23 protein-coding genes are annotated in these 18,352 nt (G+C 45.6%); 6 read left to right on the forward strand and 17 right to left on the reverse strand.

All coding sequences use genetic code 11. The annotated features are described in order from the left end of the window. Positions 1-38 precede the first annotated feature (38 nt). The 3 genes from rph to WC259_RS04865 all read right to left on the reverse strand — a co-directional run bounded on the left by rph (position 39) and on the right by WC259_RS04865 (position 1,757). Positions 39-764: a ribonuclease PH gene (rph, locus tag WC259_RS04855; protein ID WP_015407178.1), complete on the reverse strand. Its 726-nt coding sequence runs from the start codon at positions 762-764 to the stop codon at positions 39-41. 80 nt (positions 765-844) lie between these two features. Continuing rightward, positions 845-1,255, reverse strand: a complete 411-nt coding sequence (locus WC259_RS04860; RefSeq protein WP_011309648.1) for an NUDIX pyrophosphatase — start codon at positions 1,253-1,255, stop codon at positions 845-847. Next, entirely contained in the window at positions 1,248-1,757 is a 510-nt protein-coding gene (locus WC259_RS04865; protein ID WP_012984448.1) for a CinA family protein, read from the reverse strand. The genes WC259_RS04860 and WC259_RS04865 overlap by 8 nt, the downstream gene beginning before the upstream one ends. A 29-nt stretch (positions 1,758-1,786) precedes the next feature. Here WC259_RS04865 and WC259_RS04870 point away from each other — a divergent pair, with 29 nt between their 5' ends. Beyond that, on the forward strand, positions 1,787-2,080 hold the full coding sequence (locus WC259_RS04870) for a DUF167 domain-containing protein (RefSeq protein WP_011309650.1): 294 nt from the start codon (positions 1,787-1,789) through the stop codon (positions 2,078-2,080). On the opposite strand, the gene WC259_RS04875 is transcribed toward WC259_RS04870, so the two are convergent. The 3 genes from WC259_RS04875 to WC259_RS04885 form a co-directional block, all read right to left on the reverse strand. Next, on the reverse strand, positions 2,028-3,212 hold the full coding sequence (locus WC259_RS04875; protein ID WP_012984449.1) for an ATP-binding protein: 1,185 nt from the start codon (positions 3,210-3,212) through the stop codon (positions 2,028-2,030). The genes WC259_RS04870 and WC259_RS04875 overlap by 53 nt on opposite strands. Beyond that, complete coding sequence (locus WC259_RS04880) at positions 3,212-3,931, reverse strand: hypothetical protein (RefSeq protein ID WP_015407179.1); 720 nt, start codon at positions 3,929-3,931, stop codon at positions 3,212-3,214. Before WC259_RS04880 ends, WC259_RS04875 begins: the two co-directional genes overlap by 1 nt. A gap of 157 nt (positions 3,932-4,088) precedes the next feature. Then, positions 4,089-4,631: a response regulator gene (locus WC259_RS04885; RefSeq protein WP_011309653.1), complete on the reverse strand. Its 543-nt coding sequence runs from the start codon at positions 4,629-4,631 to the stop codon at positions 4,089-4,091. A 429-nt stretch (positions 4,632-5,060) separates the two neighbouring features. Between WC259_RS04885 and WC259_RS04890 the strand changes: the two genes are divergently transcribed. Next, positions 5,061-6,116: a dienelactone hydrolase gene (locus WC259_RS04890; protein WP_012984451.1), complete on the forward strand. Its 1,056-nt coding sequence runs from the start codon at positions 5,061-5,063 to the stop codon at positions 6,114-6,116. 95 nt (positions 6,117-6,211) lie between these two features. On the opposite strand, the gene WC259_RS04895 is transcribed toward WC259_RS04890, so the two are convergent. Continuing rightward, a complete protein-coding gene (locus WC259_RS04895) occupies positions 6,212-6,532 on the reverse strand; it encodes a zinc-ribbon domain containing protein (protein ID WP_011309655.1) in 321 nt (106 codons plus the stop codon). A gap of 362 nt (positions 6,533-6,894) precedes the next feature. Between WC259_RS04895 and typA the strand changes: the two genes are divergently transcribed. After that, the gene (gene typA, locus WC259_RS04900; RefSeq protein WP_012984452.1) at positions 6,895-8,724 is read left to right on the forward strand and encodes a translational GTPase TypA; all 1,830 of its coding nucleotides are present in this window, start codon (positions 6,895-6,897) and stop codon (positions 8,722-8,724) included. Positions 8,725-8,941: 217 nt separating this feature from the next. Here typA and WC259_RS04905 read toward each other — a convergent pair whose 3' ends face one another. The 4 genes from WC259_RS04905 to WC259_RS04920 form a co-directional block, all read right to left on the reverse strand. After that, entirely contained in the window at positions 8,942-10,348 is a 1,407-nt protein-coding gene (locus WC259_RS04905; protein ID WP_011309657.1) for an MFS transporter, read from the reverse strand. Positions 10,349-10,415: 67 nt separating this feature from the next. After that, complete coding sequence (locus WC259_RS04910; RefSeq protein WP_012034082.1) at positions 10,416-10,853, reverse strand: universal stress protein; 438 nt, start codon at positions 10,851-10,853, stop codon at positions 10,416-10,418. Between the two features lie 510 nt (positions 10,854-11,363). Further along, positions 11,364-12,011, reverse strand: a complete 648-nt coding sequence (locus tag WC259_RS04915; protein ID WP_011309659.1) for a DUF502 domain-containing protein — start codon at positions 12,009-12,011, stop codon at positions 11,364-11,366. 160 nt (positions 12,012-12,171) lie between these two features. Beyond that, positions 12,172-12,576, reverse strand: a complete 405-nt coding sequence (locus WC259_RS04920) for a fasciclin domain-containing protein (protein ID WP_011309660.1) — start codon at positions 12,574-12,576, stop codon at positions 12,172-12,174. Between the two features lie 230 nt (positions 12,577-12,806). Between WC259_RS04920 and WC259_RS04925 the strand changes: the two genes are divergently transcribed. Further along, entirely contained in the window at positions 12,807-13,370 is a 564-nt protein-coding gene (locus tag WC259_RS04925; protein WP_011309661.1) for a glycosyltransferase, read from the forward strand. Positions 13,371-13,435: 65 nt separating this feature from the next. On the opposite strand, the gene WC259_RS04930 is transcribed toward WC259_RS04925, so the two are convergent. After that, on the reverse strand, positions 13,436-13,783 hold the full coding sequence (locus tag WC259_RS04930) for a hypothetical protein (RefSeq protein ID WP_011309662.1): 348 nt from the start codon (positions 13,781-13,783) through the stop codon (positions 13,436-13,438). A gap of 195 nt (positions 13,784-13,978) precedes the next feature. Between WC259_RS04930 and WC259_RS04935 the strand changes: the two genes are divergently transcribed. After that, positions 13,979-14,167 carry a hypothetical protein gene (locus WC259_RS04935; protein WP_011309663.1) on the forward strand — a complete coding sequence of 63 codons (189 nt, stop codon included), beginning with the start codon at positions 13,979-13,981 and terminating at the stop codon, positions 14,165-14,167. A 321-nt stretch (positions 14,168-14,488) separates the two neighbouring features. Then, entirely contained in the window at positions 14,489-14,677 is a 189-nt protein-coding gene (locus tag WC259_RS04940; protein WP_011309664.1) for an HVO_2922 family protein, read from the forward strand. A 93-nt stretch (positions 14,678-14,770) separates the two neighbouring features. Here WC259_RS04940 and WC259_RS04945 read toward each other — a convergent pair whose 3' ends face one another. The 5 genes from WC259_RS04945 to amrA all read right to left on the reverse strand — a co-directional run. Continuing rightward, positions 14,771-15,598, reverse strand: a complete 828-nt coding sequence (locus tag WC259_RS04945) for an alpha/beta fold hydrolase (RefSeq protein WP_011309665.1) — start codon at positions 15,596-15,598, stop codon at positions 14,771-14,773. Further along, entirely contained in the window at positions 15,588-16,961 is a 1,374-nt protein-coding gene (locus WC259_RS04950) for a replication-associated recombination protein A (RefSeq protein WP_041228820.1), read from the reverse strand. The genes WC259_RS04945 and WC259_RS04950 overlap by 11 nt, the downstream gene beginning before the upstream one ends. Beyond that, on the reverse strand, positions 16,933-17,481 hold the full coding sequence (locus WC259_RS04955; protein ID WP_011309667.1) for a hypothetical protein: 549 nt from the start codon (positions 17,479-17,481) through the stop codon (positions 16,933-16,935). Before WC259_RS04955 ends, WC259_RS04950 begins: the two co-directional genes overlap by 29 nt. Positions 17,482-17,494: 13 nt before the next feature. Then, entirely contained in the window at positions 17,495-17,770 is a 276-nt protein-coding gene (locus WC259_RS04960) for a hypothetical protein (protein ID WP_012984456.1), read from the reverse strand. A 120-nt stretch (positions 17,771-17,890) separates the two neighbouring features. Beyond that, positions 17,891-18,352: AmmeMemoRadiSam system protein A (gene amrA, locus WC259_RS04965; protein WP_372643420.1), on the reverse strand; the 462-nt coding region annotated here is incomplete at its 5' end.

Consider the following 18,352-nt stretch of genomic DNA (forward strand, 5'->3'; position numbering starts at 1 on the left):
CGTAAAGCCCCCCTTTTTAATATCTGCTATTTAATCGGCTAAAGCTGAGGCTGGGTAATACCCTTCTGAATATCAAAAAGCTGTCTGATACCGGCTTCGCCCAGTTTGAGTACCTGATCAAGAGTATCACGGGAGAAGGCCTTGCCTTCAGCCGTACCCTGTATTTCCACAAACTCACCCCGGTCATTCATGACCAGATTAAAATCCACTTCAGCTTGAAAATCTTCGTCATAACAGGGGTCAAGCACAATATTGCCTCTAAAAATACTGACACTGACCGCCGCTACCTGAGAAGTAAAGGGCATTTTGGAAAGAATACCCATATCTACCATTTTTTTAAACGCCAGATACAGGGCTATATAAGAACCGGTTATGGAAGCGGTGCGGGTGCCGGCATCTGCCTGAATAACGTCACAGTCTACAATAAAAGACCTCTCGCCCAGAGCCGCCATATCTACACAGGAACGCAGGGAGCGGCCTATAAGGCGCTGTATTTCCTGACTCCTGCCGGATATCTTGCCTGCAGACGAATCTCTTTGGGTACGGGTAACCGTGGAACGGGGCAACATGGAATATTCAGCCGTGACCCAGCCTGTACCGCTATTACGCAAAAACTGGGGAACTCTGTCTTCCATACTGACCGAACAGATTACCCTTGTCTTACCCTGCTCTATCAAAACCGAACCCTCGGCAAAGCTCTGGAAACCGGGTGTAATTGTTATTGGCCTTAGCTGGTTAAAGTTGCGGCCATCACCTCTTTGCATGAACACTGACTCCATTTCTAAACTAGTTTATATCCGCCAGTATAACACCCTGCAGTAAAACGGAACAACGCACCCTTTTATCAGCTCAGGCTTTCAAAGGCCTCTTTAAGCAGGGGAACGGTGGAAAGTGAAGCTATTTCAGCTGGAAAAACCCAGCAAAAACTTACATGCTCCCAATCCATTTGGGGTTGTCTGTTTACCTTTAAATGAAACAGGAACGGGTGTATCTGCCAGCAGATACCCAGTACGGTATCATGGTATTCAAATACCTGTCCTTCTTTAAGAAGTACCAAATCTTCGGGTTCATAGCCTGTTTCTTCGGTGATTTCGGTATAGACCTGTTCCAGCGGTGCTGTATCCATGTGGCCGGATATAGCCGCCCAGCAACCGCGGTAACTGCCCACTCTCTGGCTGCGTTTAAATAAAAGCACCTTGCCGCCTTTTATCAAAAAAGCAGTCACTACCGGCTGGGTACAGGATTGGTTATCCACCGGACATGTCTTTCAAATATCCCCTCAGCATATCCAGAGCAGCCACAGCTGCCTGATATTTTATCTCTTCACGGCTGCCTGTAAAATGGTGTTCAAATGCCCTGACACCCTTCAGTGTGGACAGACCCAGATAAAAAAGCCCCACCGGCTTGCAAGGGGTTTCACCCCCAGGCCCGGCAATCCCCGTATCAGACAAGCAGATATCTGTTCCCAGTAACTGCCTCCCCCCCAGAGCCATCTGACAGGCGGTTTCCGGGCTGACCGCACCCTGTTCTGAAAGCGTCCGGGCAGACACCCCCAGCAAACTTTGCTTAATACCATTGGAGTAGCTGGTAACCGAACCCGGAAAATAGGCTGAACAACCGGGTATATTGGTAATTGCGTTTGAAACAAGCCCTCCGGTAGCAGATTCCACCACTCCCAAACTGAGTTTATGCTTGATAAGCAGCAGTCCTATTTCCCTTGCCAGATCAGTTAGTTTATAATCTAGGTTAATAATCATAGTATTATATTACCTTTAGAAAGTTTAATATGCCACCAAAGGAAAGCCCGTTTAAAGTAAATCTGAAAATAATCCCTTCTGCCCGGAAAAATGAACTGGCAGGCTATGAGAATGGTCTGCTCAAACTAAAGATAGCCGCTCAGCCGGAGAAAGGCAAGGCTAACAAGGAGCTGATAGACTACTTAAGTGACCTGCTTGATACCCCTAAAGCCGAAATAGAAATATGCCACGGGCATACCGGGCGGAATAAAGTACTGGCGTTTTTTACACTTAGTCAGGCGGATTTTGAGGCAAAGATTTCGGCGGCTTTGCACGGGTCTTAGCATTCACCTTAACCACCACCACCTTGGAAGGTTTCCTTTGGGGTATTTTGCTGTTTTTCACAGGCAAATCTATTATAAATCTGGTTCCCTGCCCCAGCTTACTTTCCAACTGAACTTTGCCGTCATGTTCCATAATGATACCGTAACACACGCTCAGTCCCAATCCCGTACCCCGGCTATCTTCCTTAGTGGTAAAAAAGGGGTCAAATACCCTTTCGGCAATCTCAGGTGAAATACCCGGACCATTATCTTCTATTATCATGCGGATAAAATTGCCCATATCTTCAGTTTTAATAAGCAACCTGCCCCGCCCGTGAGCCTGATACATGGCTTGTTCGGCATTAAGAATCATATTTATCAGCACCTGCTGTATCTTGTAGAAATCCATCAGGGTAGCCGGCAGATTTTCTGCCAGCTCCAGTTCCACCACAATATTTTGAATAACCAGCTCGTACTCACGCAGCTCTATAGATTTGCGGATAACGTCATTAAGCCCGCACAGTTTCTTTTCCTGTTCGTAACTGCGGGCAAATGTTCGCAGGTTATTTACTACCTTGGCTGCCCGCAAAGCTTCTGTATGTATACGTTCAATATCCCGGTGTTGTTCTTCACTGGTGCATTTTCGGGCCAGCCTTTCCGAAAAGCCCAGTATACTGGTCAGAGGGCTGTTTATTTCGTGGGCAACACCGGCTGTCAGCGCACCTACCGAAGCCAAGCGGCTGGAAAGATTAAGGTCTTTTTCCAATCTCCGCTGATTCTCTTCTGCTTTTTTGCGTTCAGAAATATCCCGAATGGTTGTAAATACTATATTTCTGCCCTCCAGTTGAAATAGATGATAATGTATTTCTATAGGGACAGATATATTATCTTTGGTTTTGTGTAAACACTCACTCAATAGATAACGGCTTTCCCGCAGCTCCAACCATAAGGTCTGGTTAATATTGAAACCTTCAAAATTAACATCAACAGTCACTAAGTCCAGAAATTCTTCATGGGTATAGCCGATATAACGGCACATCTGCTCATTGGCTTCCATGAATTTTACCGGCTTTCCCTCCGGAGAGACTTCATAGACCGCCACTGCATCCAGCATATTATCTAAAAATAAATGAAAAAGTTCTTCTTTTTCCATCAGTTATTTCCAAATCTGTTATATCCAGATACACCCCGCAGGGTGCTTTGAATATAAACTGTACCCTGCAAGAATATTCTATGTTGAGCAATTTTCAGTGTCAGGAGACCACCTTCGCAAGTGACAAATTCCCCCTCCGCCAAATCATAAGAATCTGCCTTTGCAGTATCAAAATACCGGCGGCAAATTTCTGCCTGCCAATCTTCAGGGAAAACTTCCCTATTCTGTTTGTTATTGACTCTTAGACCAATCGGTCCTATCGGATTAAATAACTCTTCATTGCACTCGGTTGTCACCCTTTTTTCAGGGCAGATAAATATGCCGCCAACCGTAATTTTATGGAGGATTATTTGGTATTCGCGGTAATCGCCCCGAACAATGCTGACTTCGTTTTCAGGGAAGGTAATACCGGCAGGAGATATCACTGCATTATCTATAACGGGCATGCCTGTTACAGATGTCTGTCCTTTTATATTTACCAGCCTATACTTGCAGGTACCGGATAACGCCTGTATACCAAAGCACTCAGGCTCATTCAGGTATTCGTGCCCTGAGCATCTTGGCAATTCTTCATTTTTATTGTTAACCCGCAGGACATATCCTCTGGGATTTATACGAGCAATAGAAATACCGGCATTCCCCAATATTGCCAAGTACCCATTCCGTGTCATCCGGGATTCCGGACTGATATTATTTATCATATCAACACCCGAATTCACTGCTTCCACCTGATTTTTTTCGGATATATTCTTCCCCGCTATTCAAATTATTACATCCATTATTATACATGTTTAAAAATGCCTAATAAAGTACAGGATTGAAAATAAAAAGACCAACCTGAGGTTGGTCTTTTTTCAGAGAGATAAAGTTAAATAACTAGGCTTCAGGGGAAATGCGCAGGAAATTCTTGGTAGCGTTTATGATATCCATCTCACCAAAGGGTTTGTTCATAACGCCGAAAGGCCCTTGAGCCAGCACTTTTGCCATAGTATCGCTGTCCGGATAACCGGTTATGATGGTAACAGGAAGCTTCGGTTTGATTGCCCGAATTTTCTGATAAAGTTCTGCCCCGTTCAAGCCGGGCATTTTGAGGTCAAGAAACACCAGGTCAAAATCTTTGCTTTGAAGCTGTTCCAAGGCTTCCTCTCCGTTTTTAGCCATACTGACTACATGGCCCTGCTCTTCCAGGGTTTCTTTGAAAAGGCTGCGCACGGTGATTTCATCATCAATCACCAATACACTTGCTCTCACGCCCACAGCACTTTTGCGTAACCACTCGTCAATAGATGACTTGTCAAAACGCCAGCTATGGCTGACCTTCAGTGCAGGGATGGCATTACGCTGGAGAAGACGATAAATTGTTTTCTGGGTAACTCTGAGATATTCGGCTACTTCGCGAACAGTCATTAAATCAGCCATGATATTCTCCTAATCCTATATAACAATATATTTAAACTCTTATAAGATACCTTTTATATTATAGCAATTCACTATACAAAGGACAAATAGGGACAAAATCTTGAACAAATTATATATACTATATAATAACCTAGTTACTGCATCAATCAGGCCTATATACACCTGACAAACGCATAAAAACTCAAAATATATATTCCGTTGTCAGCTTTGAAGGGTCTGTTTAAATATCTACAGGCATATATCCGTTATCAGATTAAAGCTGGCTTTACGTTTTTAAACGCCTTTGTGTTATTATTGTAGCATAGCAAGGTATTGTAAAATAATACCCATCTTAGATACAAGTTAAATGCACTGCGGGGATAGGGTTTAAATACAGTGATTCGCAATATTACGATAAGCCAAACTACTAAAACCATCTTCCGATGGGGAATGGTACTGGCAAGTATTGCTTTGCTCGGGTTGCCGATGATAATCAGCGCAGCCATAGTGCCTTATGTAGATTCAAATCTGGTAGCCAAATATCAAATAGGCAATACACAAGGGCAAATAACCTGCTACCAAGCGGGTAAAGACCCTGAGGTTCTTGGACTTTCAATTTGGTACCCTACCAGCGGCGAGGGCAGCTTTTCTTTTGACGGGTTCACCGGCACACTGGCAGATTTGAGCGGCGGGCCGTATCCGCTGGTTATTTTTAATCACGGACTGAATGCCAATTATATTGACCCGCTTTACCTTAAAGAAAGCCTGGTGGGACAGGGCTATGTAGTGGCTTCAATCCATTTTAACGATATGCCTTCAATAAGTTTTTCGGATTATCTTTCCACTACCCCCCGGACAGACTGGGATAACCGTACTGATAACCTGTTTTCAGCAGTAGATTACTTTTTCCGTGACAATTACCTGAACTATCTGGAAAGTTTCCGCATAAATCAGTCACGGCTTAGTCTGGATTACGTACTGAATCTAAACGAAAACCCTGCTTCACCTTTTTACGGGCTGATAGATGTAAATAAGATTGGCATGGCGGGACATTCACTGGGAGGACTGACTACGCTGGCGCTTAGCGGTGCCCATCCTGACCCGGCTATAGCTGACCCGCGAATAAAAGCTATAATCCTTCTAGCTACACCGGCCTATCCCTTCGAAAATAATCTGGGCAACATAAATATACCCGTAATGGTTATGCGGGGGGTTTATGACCTGATGATAACCAGTGCCGAGGATAATCTCTGGGTAACGGCCGAGGGGCTTAAACCGCCTGAATTTTTTCTGGTAGTCAGTCAATCCCACCACTTTACCTTCAGCCAATCACCTTACAGCATCTCTGACCCGTCGCCTCACATAAACCATGATGCGCGGCTTGAAGTTATCATGCTTTACAGTCTGGCATTTATGGACTACTACCTGAAGAATGATGCAAATGCCCTGAAGGTTCTGGAACAGCAAGACCCCATGCTGGCTCAATACTACTACGAACTGGGCTAAAAACTTTACCCGTTGCTGACCGAAGAAGATTTTGAAGACAAATAAAAAGCCCTGCCTTTGCAAGCAGGGCTTTATTTAGTTTCTTAAACTAGGGACTATCTGCCGCCCTTTACGCGATTGTAGCAATTGCTGCAATACACGGGACGACCCTGTCGGGGTTCGAAGGGGACCTCGGTGTCCTGACCGCACTGTGCACAGACAGCCTGGAACATCTGGCGAGCGGGACCTCTGCTCATACCCCCGCCGAAACCGCCGGTCGAACCGCCTCTTTCAGCCTTGCGAGCCTGACGGCAGCTAACGCAGCGCTTGGGATCATTGGTATAGCCGCGGGAAGCATAAAGCTCCTGCTCTGAACCAGTGAAGGTAAATGAAGCGCCACAATCAGCACACTGGATTTCTTTATCCTGGTAAGCCAATTTGGATGACCTCCTCTCTGAAAATAGTTGGCTAGATTTGCGGTCATCCAAAGTGAAGGGTTAACCGATGAGACAACCTGTGTTCTAAACCACCAGAAGTAATTATACAATTGTGCATTACTATTTACAAATGCCAATTCGCCTTTTTTGCCATATTTTCCTAAAAAGAGTAAAATATTTTTTTAGATAGTGAATAAAAAAGTAGTAAAGACAAACTTGAACAACATTTTTACCCATATTCCCTACGGCTTGCGCCAGCGTTACCGACTGGTCTCTTCCGTTTAGTTCCCGCTTTTTCATTTTTTTGTGATTTGCAGGGCGAAGTGTGCCCTTGTATCCAGGCTATTTTCAGGAGAAAGATTTTGGAAAACTACCAGAGAACCGACATTCGTAATATTGCTATTATTGCCCACGTAGACCACGGCAAAACCAGCCTGGTAGACGTGATGCTTAAACAAAGCCGCATTTTCCGTGAGAACCAGCATGTGGGCGAACTGATTATGGACCGCAACACTCTGGAACGGGAAAAAGGCATTACTATTCTGGCTAAAAACACGGCTATCACCTACCGCGGAGTAAAAATAAATATTATAGATACTCCCGGACATGCTGACTTTTCGGGTGAAGTTGAGCGGGTGCTGAATATGGCTGACGGCTGTCTTTTGGTGATTGACAGCATTGACGGCCCCATGCCCCAAACCCGTTTTGTACTTAAGGAAGCCATGCAGAAAAAACTGAAGCCTATCGTAGTTATAAACAAGATTGACCGCGAAAATTCACGCCCCGAAGTAGTGCTTGGACTGGTACAGGACTTGTTTCTGGAACTGGCCACTACTGAAGAACAGCTGGATTTCCCGGTGGTTTATACCTCTGCCCGCGAGGGTTATGCCGTTAACACCCCCGGCACCAAGAATACTGATTTGGTACCCCTGTTTGAGTGCATACTTTCCAAAATCCCCCCGCCCAGCATTGCCCAGGGTGAATTCCAGATGCTGATTTCCAACCTGGATTATGATACCCATAAAGGCAGGATAGCTATCGGACGCATTCAACGGGGCAAAATATGCTCCCGTGACCGGATAGTTAATATAGACTCCCAAAATAAGGCTCATTCTTTTGAAGTAGGTCAGGTATTTACCTTTATGGGACTTGGCAAGCAGGAAGTTGAATGTGCCGAGGCGGGTGAAATTGTGGCCATTACCGGTCTGGAAAATGCATCTATAGGTGATACCGTTACCAGCCCGCTCCAGCCTGAAGCCCTGCCCCGTATTGAGATAGGTGAACCCACAGTCAGAATGACTTTCGGGGTAAATACCTCCCCTTTCGGCGGGCGGGACGGCAAATTCTGTACTTCACGCCAGCTTCGGGAAAGACTTTACCGTGAGCTTGAGACTAATATCGGACTGAGAGTGGAAGAAACCGATTCCCCGGACTCGTTTTTGATTTCCGGACGGGGTGAACTGCATCTGTCCATACTGGTAGAAACCATGCGCCGTGAAGGATATGAATTTGAAATATCCAAACCGGAGGCCATTACCAAGACTATTGACGGCAAAATCCATGAACCGGTGGAAGCTTTGACTATAGATGTCCGCGAGGATTTTGTAGGTGAGGTTACCGAACTTCTGGGTAAGCGGCAGGCACGCATGACTGACATGCATAATGACGGCGAAGGAAACGTAAGGCTGGAATACAATATCCCCACCCGCGGTCTTATCGGCTTCCGCAACTCGTTCCTGACGGCTACCAGAGGCACAGGCGTACTTAACAGCCAGTTTCTGGAGTTTCAACCCTGGTGCGGCGAAATAGAACAAAGCCGAACCGGCGCACTTGTAGCGGCTGAAGCAGGATTATCCTGCACTTACGGCCTGAGCAATTCGCAGGAACGGGGTATAATAATGATAGATGCCAATATACCCGTTTATGAAGGCATGATTGTCGGACTGCATGCCAGAGGCCTTGACTTGGCTGTGAATGTCTGCAAGCAGAAGAAAATGACCAATATCCGTTCCTCAACCTCGGATATTGCCATCAAACTGGTGCCACCCCTCAAACTTAGCCTTGAGCAATCTATGGATTTCATCGCTGATGACGAACTGGTTGAGATAACTCCCAAGGGTATCCGCCTGCGCAAGAAGATACTCAATACCGACCTGCGGCTTCGGGCACGCAAACGCACTGACAACAATTAAACAGAATTCTGCCGGATGTTATCAAGGAGGCAATTTAAAAATTGCCTCCTTTTTTATAGCGGGATTAAATCTACACAGTATATTTGGCCGTTCCATATAATCCGGCTGGTTTTCTTTTATCTCCTAAAACCAGCCGCCCCTCTTTCGAGAGGCGGCTGTCATTTACCCGGCTTATACTGTCAAATCTTAGAGAGTACTAACTACTTCTTGGAAGGTGTTATCTATCCAGTGCCCGTTTATCAGCCTCGTGTTTAACCGAGATTGAAGTGGAAGCGTCAGATATATCCACCTTGTTGGTCTCCTTAATAAGCAGGAAACCCACTACCAAACAGATGCCTGCAATAGCCATAGGCCACCACAGTCCGGCGAAGTCATTGCCTGTGGCATTGATAAGTATCAAGCCTATCATAGGCACTAAACCACCGAAGACACCGTTACCTATATGGTAAGGGAGAGACATGGATGTGTAACGTATCTTGGTGGGGAATAACTCCACCAGGAAGGCGGCAATAGGCCCGTAGACCATGGTTACATAAATCACCTGGATAAATACCAAGAGACCCAGTATAACAGGGTTGTAGCCTATATAAGCAAACAGGAAGTGCTGTCCGGGGTCAGTAGGCGCAAATGCCGCCATCAGACCATAAATCGGATAGTAAGTCAGCACTGCCAGCAGCATACCGGAAAGCATTACCTTTTTTCGTCCTATTCGGTCTGAAAGAGACCCGAAGAAGACAAAGAAAGGCATTGACAGTAGCAAAGCTGCACCGACTATAAGATTAGAATCAATTAGCGGGGTGTTAAAGATTTTTTGGAGATAGAACAGGGCATAGAACTGACCTGTGTACCAGACCACACCCTGACCCATGGTAGCCCCGAACAGGGCTATTAAAACCCAGCGCAGGTTATAAGGATTGGCAAAACTTTCCTTGAGCGGGTTTTTTGAAACAGCCTTGGTATCCTTGAGTTGCTGGAACAGAGGTGATTCCTTTAAGGCTCTGCGTATCCAGAGTGACAGGATTACCAGCAATATGGAAGCCATGAAAGGCAGACGCCAGCCCCATTCGTTGAAGTCTGCTTCTCCCAGACTTATACGGGTGATTAAGATGACACCCAGAGAAATAAGCAAACCAAAGGTTGCTGTAGTCTGAATCCAGCTGGTATAGAAACCGCGTTTCCCCTGAGGAGCATGCTCAGCCACAAATGTAGCCGCGCCGCCGTACTGGCCACCCAAAGCCAGACCCTGAAGAATACGCATTGTTATAAGGATAATGCCGGCCCAGGCGCCCAGCACGTCCTGGGTAGGTAACAAACCGATGAGGAAGGTGCATGAGCCCATGATGGTAATAGTAATAAGATAAGTAAATTTGCGGCCAACCAGATCACCTATCCGGCCGAAAACTATAGCGCCGAACGGGCGAACCAGAAAACCGACGGCAAACGTGCCCAGCCAAGCGATAATATCGCCAATGGGAGTGCCGGTATTATAGAACTTGCTGGCTAGAGTAGTAGCCAAAGCACCGAAGATGTAAAAGTCGTACCATTCTATAACCGTCCCGGCAGAGGAGGCAAATATTACCTTCCATATGCCTTTGGGAGTGGGGGGGCTAGATGTTTGCATCATATGTCCCTCCTAATAGCTCTTATAATTTATTTGTTAACTCTGTGCTTCACCGCTTAATATATTTGAATTATTCGTTTGAGCGGATAAGCATAATGGGAATATGGGAATGACGGACAACCCGTTCGGCTACGCTTCCCAGTAACCAGCGGGCAGCACCACTCCGTCCATGTGTGGACATAGCAATTACGTCCACCTTCTCTTCCTCTGCAACACTTAGTATGACTTCAGCCGCTCCGCCTTCCCTTAGCAGAACCCTGACATCATACCCTTCGCCTTTGAGTTTGTTTTCGACACGAACCATATATTCTTTGCCGGAGTCTACTTGTTCGTTTACCGAAATAGCGGCAATGGCAGGGTCTGAAAATGCAAATTCAACCGCAGGGTTAGACACCACATTTAAAAGCAGGATCTGGCTACCCTCTGAAAAGGCTAAAGCCTTGGCATGAGGTAATACTCCTTCAGCAGCCTTTGAACCGTCTAACGGAACCAGGATTTTCTTGTACATTCATTACCTCCTGATAATTACTGGTCTTACATGTGCCTAATGGAAAAGACCTGCTTTTAGCGGTTTCTAAGCCTGATTGGATTTAACATACCCCTTGCCGTTTATATCCGTTTAAACCATAAAACGAGAGAAAACTACTCCCCTTCTATTTGTCGGAAATCTTCGGCAAACCAGAAATACAATACCAATCAGTCAAGTGCTGTGATTACAGCAGTCAGAGGTACCCTGCGCGTACTAAAAAATTATCAGTACCCGCAGAATAGAATAAAAGAAAAGTTGCTCATGCTTTCCGACCTCCTTAAGATTTACTCAGACAGTTAAAGGATAACTATGCCGGGGTAAATTCGGGAACCTTCTCCTATTGGAGAACTAGGGAAGCAGAGAAATAAGAAGTGTCAACAGAATAACCTAATTCAATAAATAATGTCAAATTTAGCCCCTCAAAAGGCTCAAATAAGCCATTTTATAGCTAATATATCTGTGAAGTTGTCACACAGGGAAGCTTACTGTCTATAAAAAGGCGGTTTCTTCAGGGGCTTTTTTAGCCACAAAACTCTCGGGGGCAACAATGCCGCTTGAGATAAGCATTTTTATAGCCACTTCTACCGGTATATCCGTACGCATCAGCTTTTCGTCAGGAACCAGTTCCAGATAACCGCTGGTGGGATTGGGAACATTAGGTATAAATACCAGATTGTATTCCTGCCCGTCTTCTTTGTTTACAACCCTATTGGTTATAAAACCCATAGCTTTTAGACCCGGCTTGGGAAACTCCAGTATAACTACCTCGCGAAAAGATGCTTTTTTCAGGCCGGACACACTCTCAAGTACCTGTTTAACCCCTTTTTGAATTTGCCCGAAGATGGGCAGGCGATAGGCTAAATTTTCGAAAGTCTTTACCACCCGATGCCCCAGATAATTACTGAGAATAATGCCAACTATGAGTACCAGTAGAATAGTGAAAGCCACCCCCAGCCCCACAATCTCTTGGCCGAATATACCGGATACTACGGGCTGGAGAATATTATCAATGGACTGAAACAGCCAAATGAGCACCAGTATTGAAGCGCCTACCGGCACTACAATAAGAATACCGGCTAAAAACCTGCTCCGCAGATATTTGAGAATACTGGTCCAAATATTTTGGTTTTCAGGCATTTATTTCTCTCCGAAACAACTGACATACAAACCGGATTATACCATTTAAAGCGAGCATGCCAGACAAACAAGGACGGCAGTCACCCCCTCCGGATTAACTGCCGTCCGTTCTACCTCAAACCGGGTTACGTATGCACCCGGTAAGGTCCGAACAACTATATTATTTGGGCGGAAGTAACACTTTGTCAATAACATGTATCAAACCATTTGTGGCTTCCAGATTTTTGGTGACAACATGAGAGGTATTTAATGCCAGCATTTTGCCAGAAACCTGAATCTCCACCGGTTTATCCAGAGCGGTATTGGTGGAGTACAGTTTAGTCAGCTCTTCAACTGTATGGCGGCCAGGTATTAGGTGGTAAAGCAGTATAGATTTCAATTCAGATTCATTTTCCATCAGGTAATCCAGCATGCCGTCAGGCATTTTGGCAAAAGCGTCGTTATCCGGTGCCAGTATGGTAAAAGGCCCGCCCCGGAGGGTGCCTATAAGACCAGTTTGGGTAACTGCTTTGCACAAGATGGAAAGGTTTATATTTCCAAATGCGGTATCAACCAAATCCAGCATAAATCCCTCCTTCCCTGCTATTTACTCCATTACTATCAGTTTAAATACCTTATCGCCAAAAAGTAAATACCTCCCTGACAGTTAATATATTTTTTATTATGTAAGTAATTTTCATTCAGAAAACACCTTGTTTGAAGGTACTTTACATCAACACTCAGCGGCCATAGCCTTTATTATTTGGAGCTAAAGTGAGAAAATATGGCGTTTAGAAAAAGACTGGAGTAAAGAACTTGGATAACAAGACAAAACTGAAACTCTGCCTGCTGGCTAATGCGTCTGATGAATCAAACTTAAAATGGGCAAATTCCTTTGCCAGACGCGGTCATGAGGTGCATATATTCAGCTATGACCAAATAAAAGACGGGATTGAACTGGCGAAAGGAATCAAGTTTCACCATCTGGTATTTCCGGTCAAATACCCATTTACTTACCTTACTTTTTTCCAAGCCCAGATTTCACTTATGCTTCTTAAGCCGGATATCATTCATGCGATAAATATGTCCGACTACGGGATACTGGCCGGGCTGGTCTGCCGCATAGGCCGCTTAAATCCCATAACCCTGACAGCCGTAGGGAATGATATACTGCATGATTCCCATACCGCCCATGGCTGGGCCATAAAGCATGTGCTGCCGCTTTCAAAAGTGGTCACCTGTGATACTGATGAAATAGCTTTGGACATGGTGAAACTGGGTATGAAGGAAGACCATATCTTCCTGATGTCACGCAGCGGCGAACTGGATTTATCCCGCTTGGAAGCTACCTACCTTGCCATGAGAAAAACCCGAAGCTGATTCCTCTGCCTGCAAAAAGGGTGGCAGTAATACTGCCACCCTTTGCTAAATACCCTTTAGCGGTGTTATTTGACTGAATCTTTGAAATCAAGCCCAAGGTGAAAACCCTTGTTCTTTTCTTCGTAACCTTTGACACCCAGCAATTTTTCAAGCCAGAGCTTGGTTTCCACATAAGTTTCCTGAGCAATTTCATGGCGGGGCTGGCTGAAGGTGCCGGTCGCTTTTTTCGCGGCATGCATTTCCTTCAGTTTGGCTTCGATCTGAGCCAGCCATTTAGATTTGTCAGGCGCAGTTTCCGGATTAAATTTTTCTCCGTTTTTCAGATGAAAAGCATCAATGTACATACCGGTTGCTACCTTTGAATAGTTTTCATTTAAAACGTAGCGAGTAGCTTCTCCCAATGTGAGTTCCATTTATCCTCCTAGAAATCTTTGTATTAAATAACAGCCGCCGGATGGCAACTCTATGATACCGCAGAAAAAACATCTATAATCTAATAAAAGGGTCACCGCCTGGCAGTCAGTTACCGCCTTTTAAACGTTATATTATATGCCATATAATGCAATCTCTCAAGACATAAATAAAATATCGCCCAAAGGAATACTGCTATGACTGATATAATACAACTTATGGCTAAGAATGAAACAATGATAGGCCAGCTTTACCGGCTGTATGCCAACCGCTTTCCGGAAGAAAAACCTTCTTTCTTGGTATTGCCTCTGAAGAAGACAACCACCATGCCTGGATTGAAAATATATCCAAGCAAGCTACCGAACTACAATCCACGCTTAAATTAGACACCTTTACCCCTTCAGCCGTTAAGGCTTACCAAAACTAGAATATGTAACCAATTCGCTGGTTACGGCCACACTTGAACATGCCCAACGGGTACAGGCCAAATTGAATGAAATCACTCAGAAGGATTAGCCCGTAAAATACTTATACCCGAAACTGTTTAGTCACCAGCCAAACTATGGTTCAACCCGAAAATATATATGCCGTTCCGATTAGAGGTTACTTAGCTGCAATTGACCCAAAAATAAGTATTTACACTTATTGTATATGCAAATGGATATTTGCCTATAATGGGTTAAATAAACAGCTCTGAGGAGGCATATATGGCGTCCAAATTTGAACTTTTCAAAGACAAAAAGGGCGAGTTCCGCTGGAGATTGGTAGCCAGCAACGGGCAAACAATTGCTGATTCGGGTGAAGGGTACACCACCCATGCCAATGCAATCAACGGTATTGAATCCGTTAAGAAAAATGCACCTGTGGCCGCGATTGTAGACCTTAGCCAGACATAAATCTCAGCCAAAACACCTTATAAAAAGCAAGTGGCGGGATATAACCCGCCACTTATATTAATGTTGATATATTCTGCAAATCCGGGCAGAAACTTAGAGACCGTTTTGCTGCAAAAACTCCCTAAGCAAGTTGTTAAACACAGCCGGTTTTTCCAGAGCCGGCAGATGCCCGGCCTGTTTTATTTCCTGAAAAGACGCCCGCGGAATTGACTTGCTAAAACGTTCTCCAATGGTATGCATATCAGGAACATCATGTTCCCCCACCAGCACCAGTGCAGGTATTTTTAGGCTCAGATAATCTTCGGATTGAGGGCGTTTAAGCCTCTGCTCCCGCTTGCCGCCAACTACCGCCAAATAGTTTTCTTCCAGCATTTTTTTACACAAACGATATAGTGTTTTGTCTATATCCGCACTTGTCCTGCCGGTACCCGCCAGCCAAATCTGGAGGTAAAGTTCTATAGCTTTAGATTTTTGACCAAGTGAAATCAGCTCATCCAACTGGCGGTCAAGGTCCAGAAATTTTTCGTCTGTATTGCGATACCCGCGCATGCAAGCGTCTACCAATACCAGTCCGGTAACCATATCCGGGTGGAGAAGAGCCAAATCCAGCGCATAAGTACCCCCCACCGAGTTGCCCACCAGCACAACTTTGTCTATACGCAAAAGATGCAGCAACTCCAGCACGTCACGGTAATAGTTGAAAATATCATCGGTAATAACACTCTGCCCGTAACCGCGCATATCCGGTGCAATTACGTGATAGTCTTTGGCAAATTCGGTCAGCTGGTTATACCAGGAACGGCTGTCTGTAATGCCGGCATGCATAAAGACCAGCACCGGGCCGGTACCTGCTTCCCTGTAGGATAAATCTACTCCCGGCAGGCGGGCAATTTGAGGTGCGAATTCGTTTTCAGCTGTCATCTTGGTTTTCTCCTGTACTTGCTTCAGCTTTGGCATTCCCCCACCAGGCACGCAGCCTGTTTAATATATTCAGTTCATAACCTATTTTACCCGGAGTATAAAAACGGTGGTCTTTGATAACTTCCGGCAGGTTCTGCTGTTTCACAAAGTGGTTCTGGTAATCATGGGCATATTTATAATCTTTGCCGTAACCCAAATCTTTCATCAGACCTGTAGGAGCATTACGAAGGTGAAGGGGCACGTCAGCCTGAGGGTTACGGGCTATTTCCTTCTGAACGTTAGTATAGGCTACATATACCGAGTTGCTCTTTGGAGCACCTGCCAGATAAATAACCGCTTCAGCCAGTGCCAGTTTGCCTTCAGGCATACCCAGAAAATGAACTGCCTGCTGGGCGGCCATGGCTATCACCAGCCCCTGCGGGTCAGCCAGACCCACATCTTCGGTAGCAAAACGGATTACCCTGCGGGCAATATACAGGGGGTCTTCTCCCGCTTCCAGCATCCTGCCCAGCCAATATATAGCCGCATCCGGGTCAGAACCCCTCATGGTTTTATGCAGGGCTGAAATCAGGTCGTAGTGCTGTTCACCGCTTTTATCATAACGCAGACTTTTTTTCTGGGCGGCATCCTCAACCTGAGGCAAACCAACTACCCGCCAACCGTCTTTGTCCGGCAAAGTCGTCATAACCGCCAGTTCCAGTATATTTAAAGCTATACGGGCATCACCCTGTGCAAAACTGCTTATATGCTTTTCAGCTTTCTCAAGCAATCTGGCATGGTAGTTGCCCAAACCATTTTCGCCTTCCAAAGACCGCTTCAAGATAACCGATATCTCTTTTTCGGAAAGGGAATTTAGAACATACACTTGGGCACGGGAGAGAAGAGCGGAATTTACCTCAAACGAAGGGTTTTCGGTTGTAGCACCTATTAGCACCACTGTGCCATCTTCCACGTACGGTAAAATGGCATCCTGCTGAGACTTGTTGAAGCGGTGGATTTCATCTATAAAGAGGATAGTCCGCCTGTGGTAAAGTTTCAGGCGTTCACGCGCTTCCTCTACTACCCGCCTCAAATCAGCCACTCCAGCAGAAACAGCGCTGAGAGCTGAAAAATGGGCATCCAGACTGTGGGCAATTATATTAGCCAGAGTAGTTTTGCCTGAACCCGGCGGTCCCCAAAAAATAAGCGAAGGTATTTTGTCACTCTCCAGCGAAAGTCTGAGGGCACGCCCTTCACCTATCAGGTGGCTTTGCCCGACAAATTCCGCTAAAGTTTCCGGACGCATTCTGGCAGCCAGCGGAGACTGGCTTTTCTTTAGTTTTTCAGCCCCGGCATCAAAAAGATCCATAATTCTTTCCGGCATGTTTACTGGCTATCAAAAGCACCTCGTGCGGATATTTAGTGGATATAACCAGTTTGCGGTACTTGCTGTTTACCAGATTTATGGAAACAGTGGGTGTTTGGGGAATGATGCAAACCAGTATCCGCCCCTTTTTATCTCTGGTCATACGCACACCATAGCCGCCGTAAAAATCACGATTGCGTCCGTTTATTTCAGCAGATTCCACATCCAGCCAGGGGAAAAAACGCTTGAAATAACCGAAACGTATAAATATGCCTTCGTCGGAAAGGCTGATAAACATTTTGCGCATATTGTAAACCAGCAGCGTGACACAAAACATAGTAATAGCCATAAGCATTACCAGCCAGTAAGGCACTCTATCTTCAGGAGTGGGCGGATTAATGGCAAAATACCCCAGCAGGGATACTACCGCCAAACCTACGGCCGCCTCTATAATAGCCATAATCTCCATAACCTTGAAACGCAATTCTTCTGAATATATTTCACTGGCATAAAGAAGCCGGTTATCTACCTTTGACATAAGTCTCCTATTATCAGGGTATCCAGATACTCTGGGCGGTGATTATATCTGCCATACCGGGCAGTACCAGCGGAGCGGCTGACCTGGTGTAAAAAGCCAGCCCCTTGAAACTGGTCAGATACTGGTGGCCGGAAGCCGGCCACCCAGATTTGGCGGTAACTATAAGCGGGTCTTTTACCCGGTTAAGCAAGGCCAAAAACTCCTGTGGTTCAAGGCGGACTATAACCCCTGAGGCTTTGGTGGCCTGAGCAATGGCCGCATATGCCCCGGCACCGTTTCCGTATGCCATTTCAATCTGCCTCCAGTGTTTACTGCTAAATTCAAGAAAAAACTAAAAGAAATTGTACCATAAAGATAGGCCGATTTACCTGCCTGACCCATCCGTATACACACCTGTGTTGTAAAGCCGTCAGTGGTATCTTTTCACTTCAAAGCGATAAAGTTTTACCGGTGCATCAGCCGTTATGCCTGCCTTCTGGCGGCAGATGGATATCTGCTCTGACGGGGTGTCAACTCCCTCCAAATCAGGCAATAACAGCCCCCGCAGATGTCCGCTTTCCACTATTACCCCGTACTTTTTGGCATCCAGACTATTTGTATCTTCCACCGGCTGGGGCGGGGTGAGCACATCAACACTGTAACTGAGGAGCGGCAATTCCCACTCAGCCACGGGTTCAAAACGGGGGTCTCTAGCGGCAGAACTTACCGCGTTTGAGACAATCTCATCTGCAATATTATCAAAATGAGCTTCGAAAGTACCTATGCACCCCCGAAGTTCACCCAGTTTCTTGAGGGAAACAAATACACCGGCTTCTCCGGAAAGTTCAGCGGCAAGCTCTACCGAGGGGGTGATAACCTTTTTCTCTCTGAC

The organism is Dehalococcoides sp. (assembly GCF_041654235.1).
Lineage (GTDB): Bacteria > Chloroflexota > Dehalococcoidia > Dehalococcoidales > Dehalococcoidaceae > Dehalococcoides > Dehalococcoides mccartyi_B.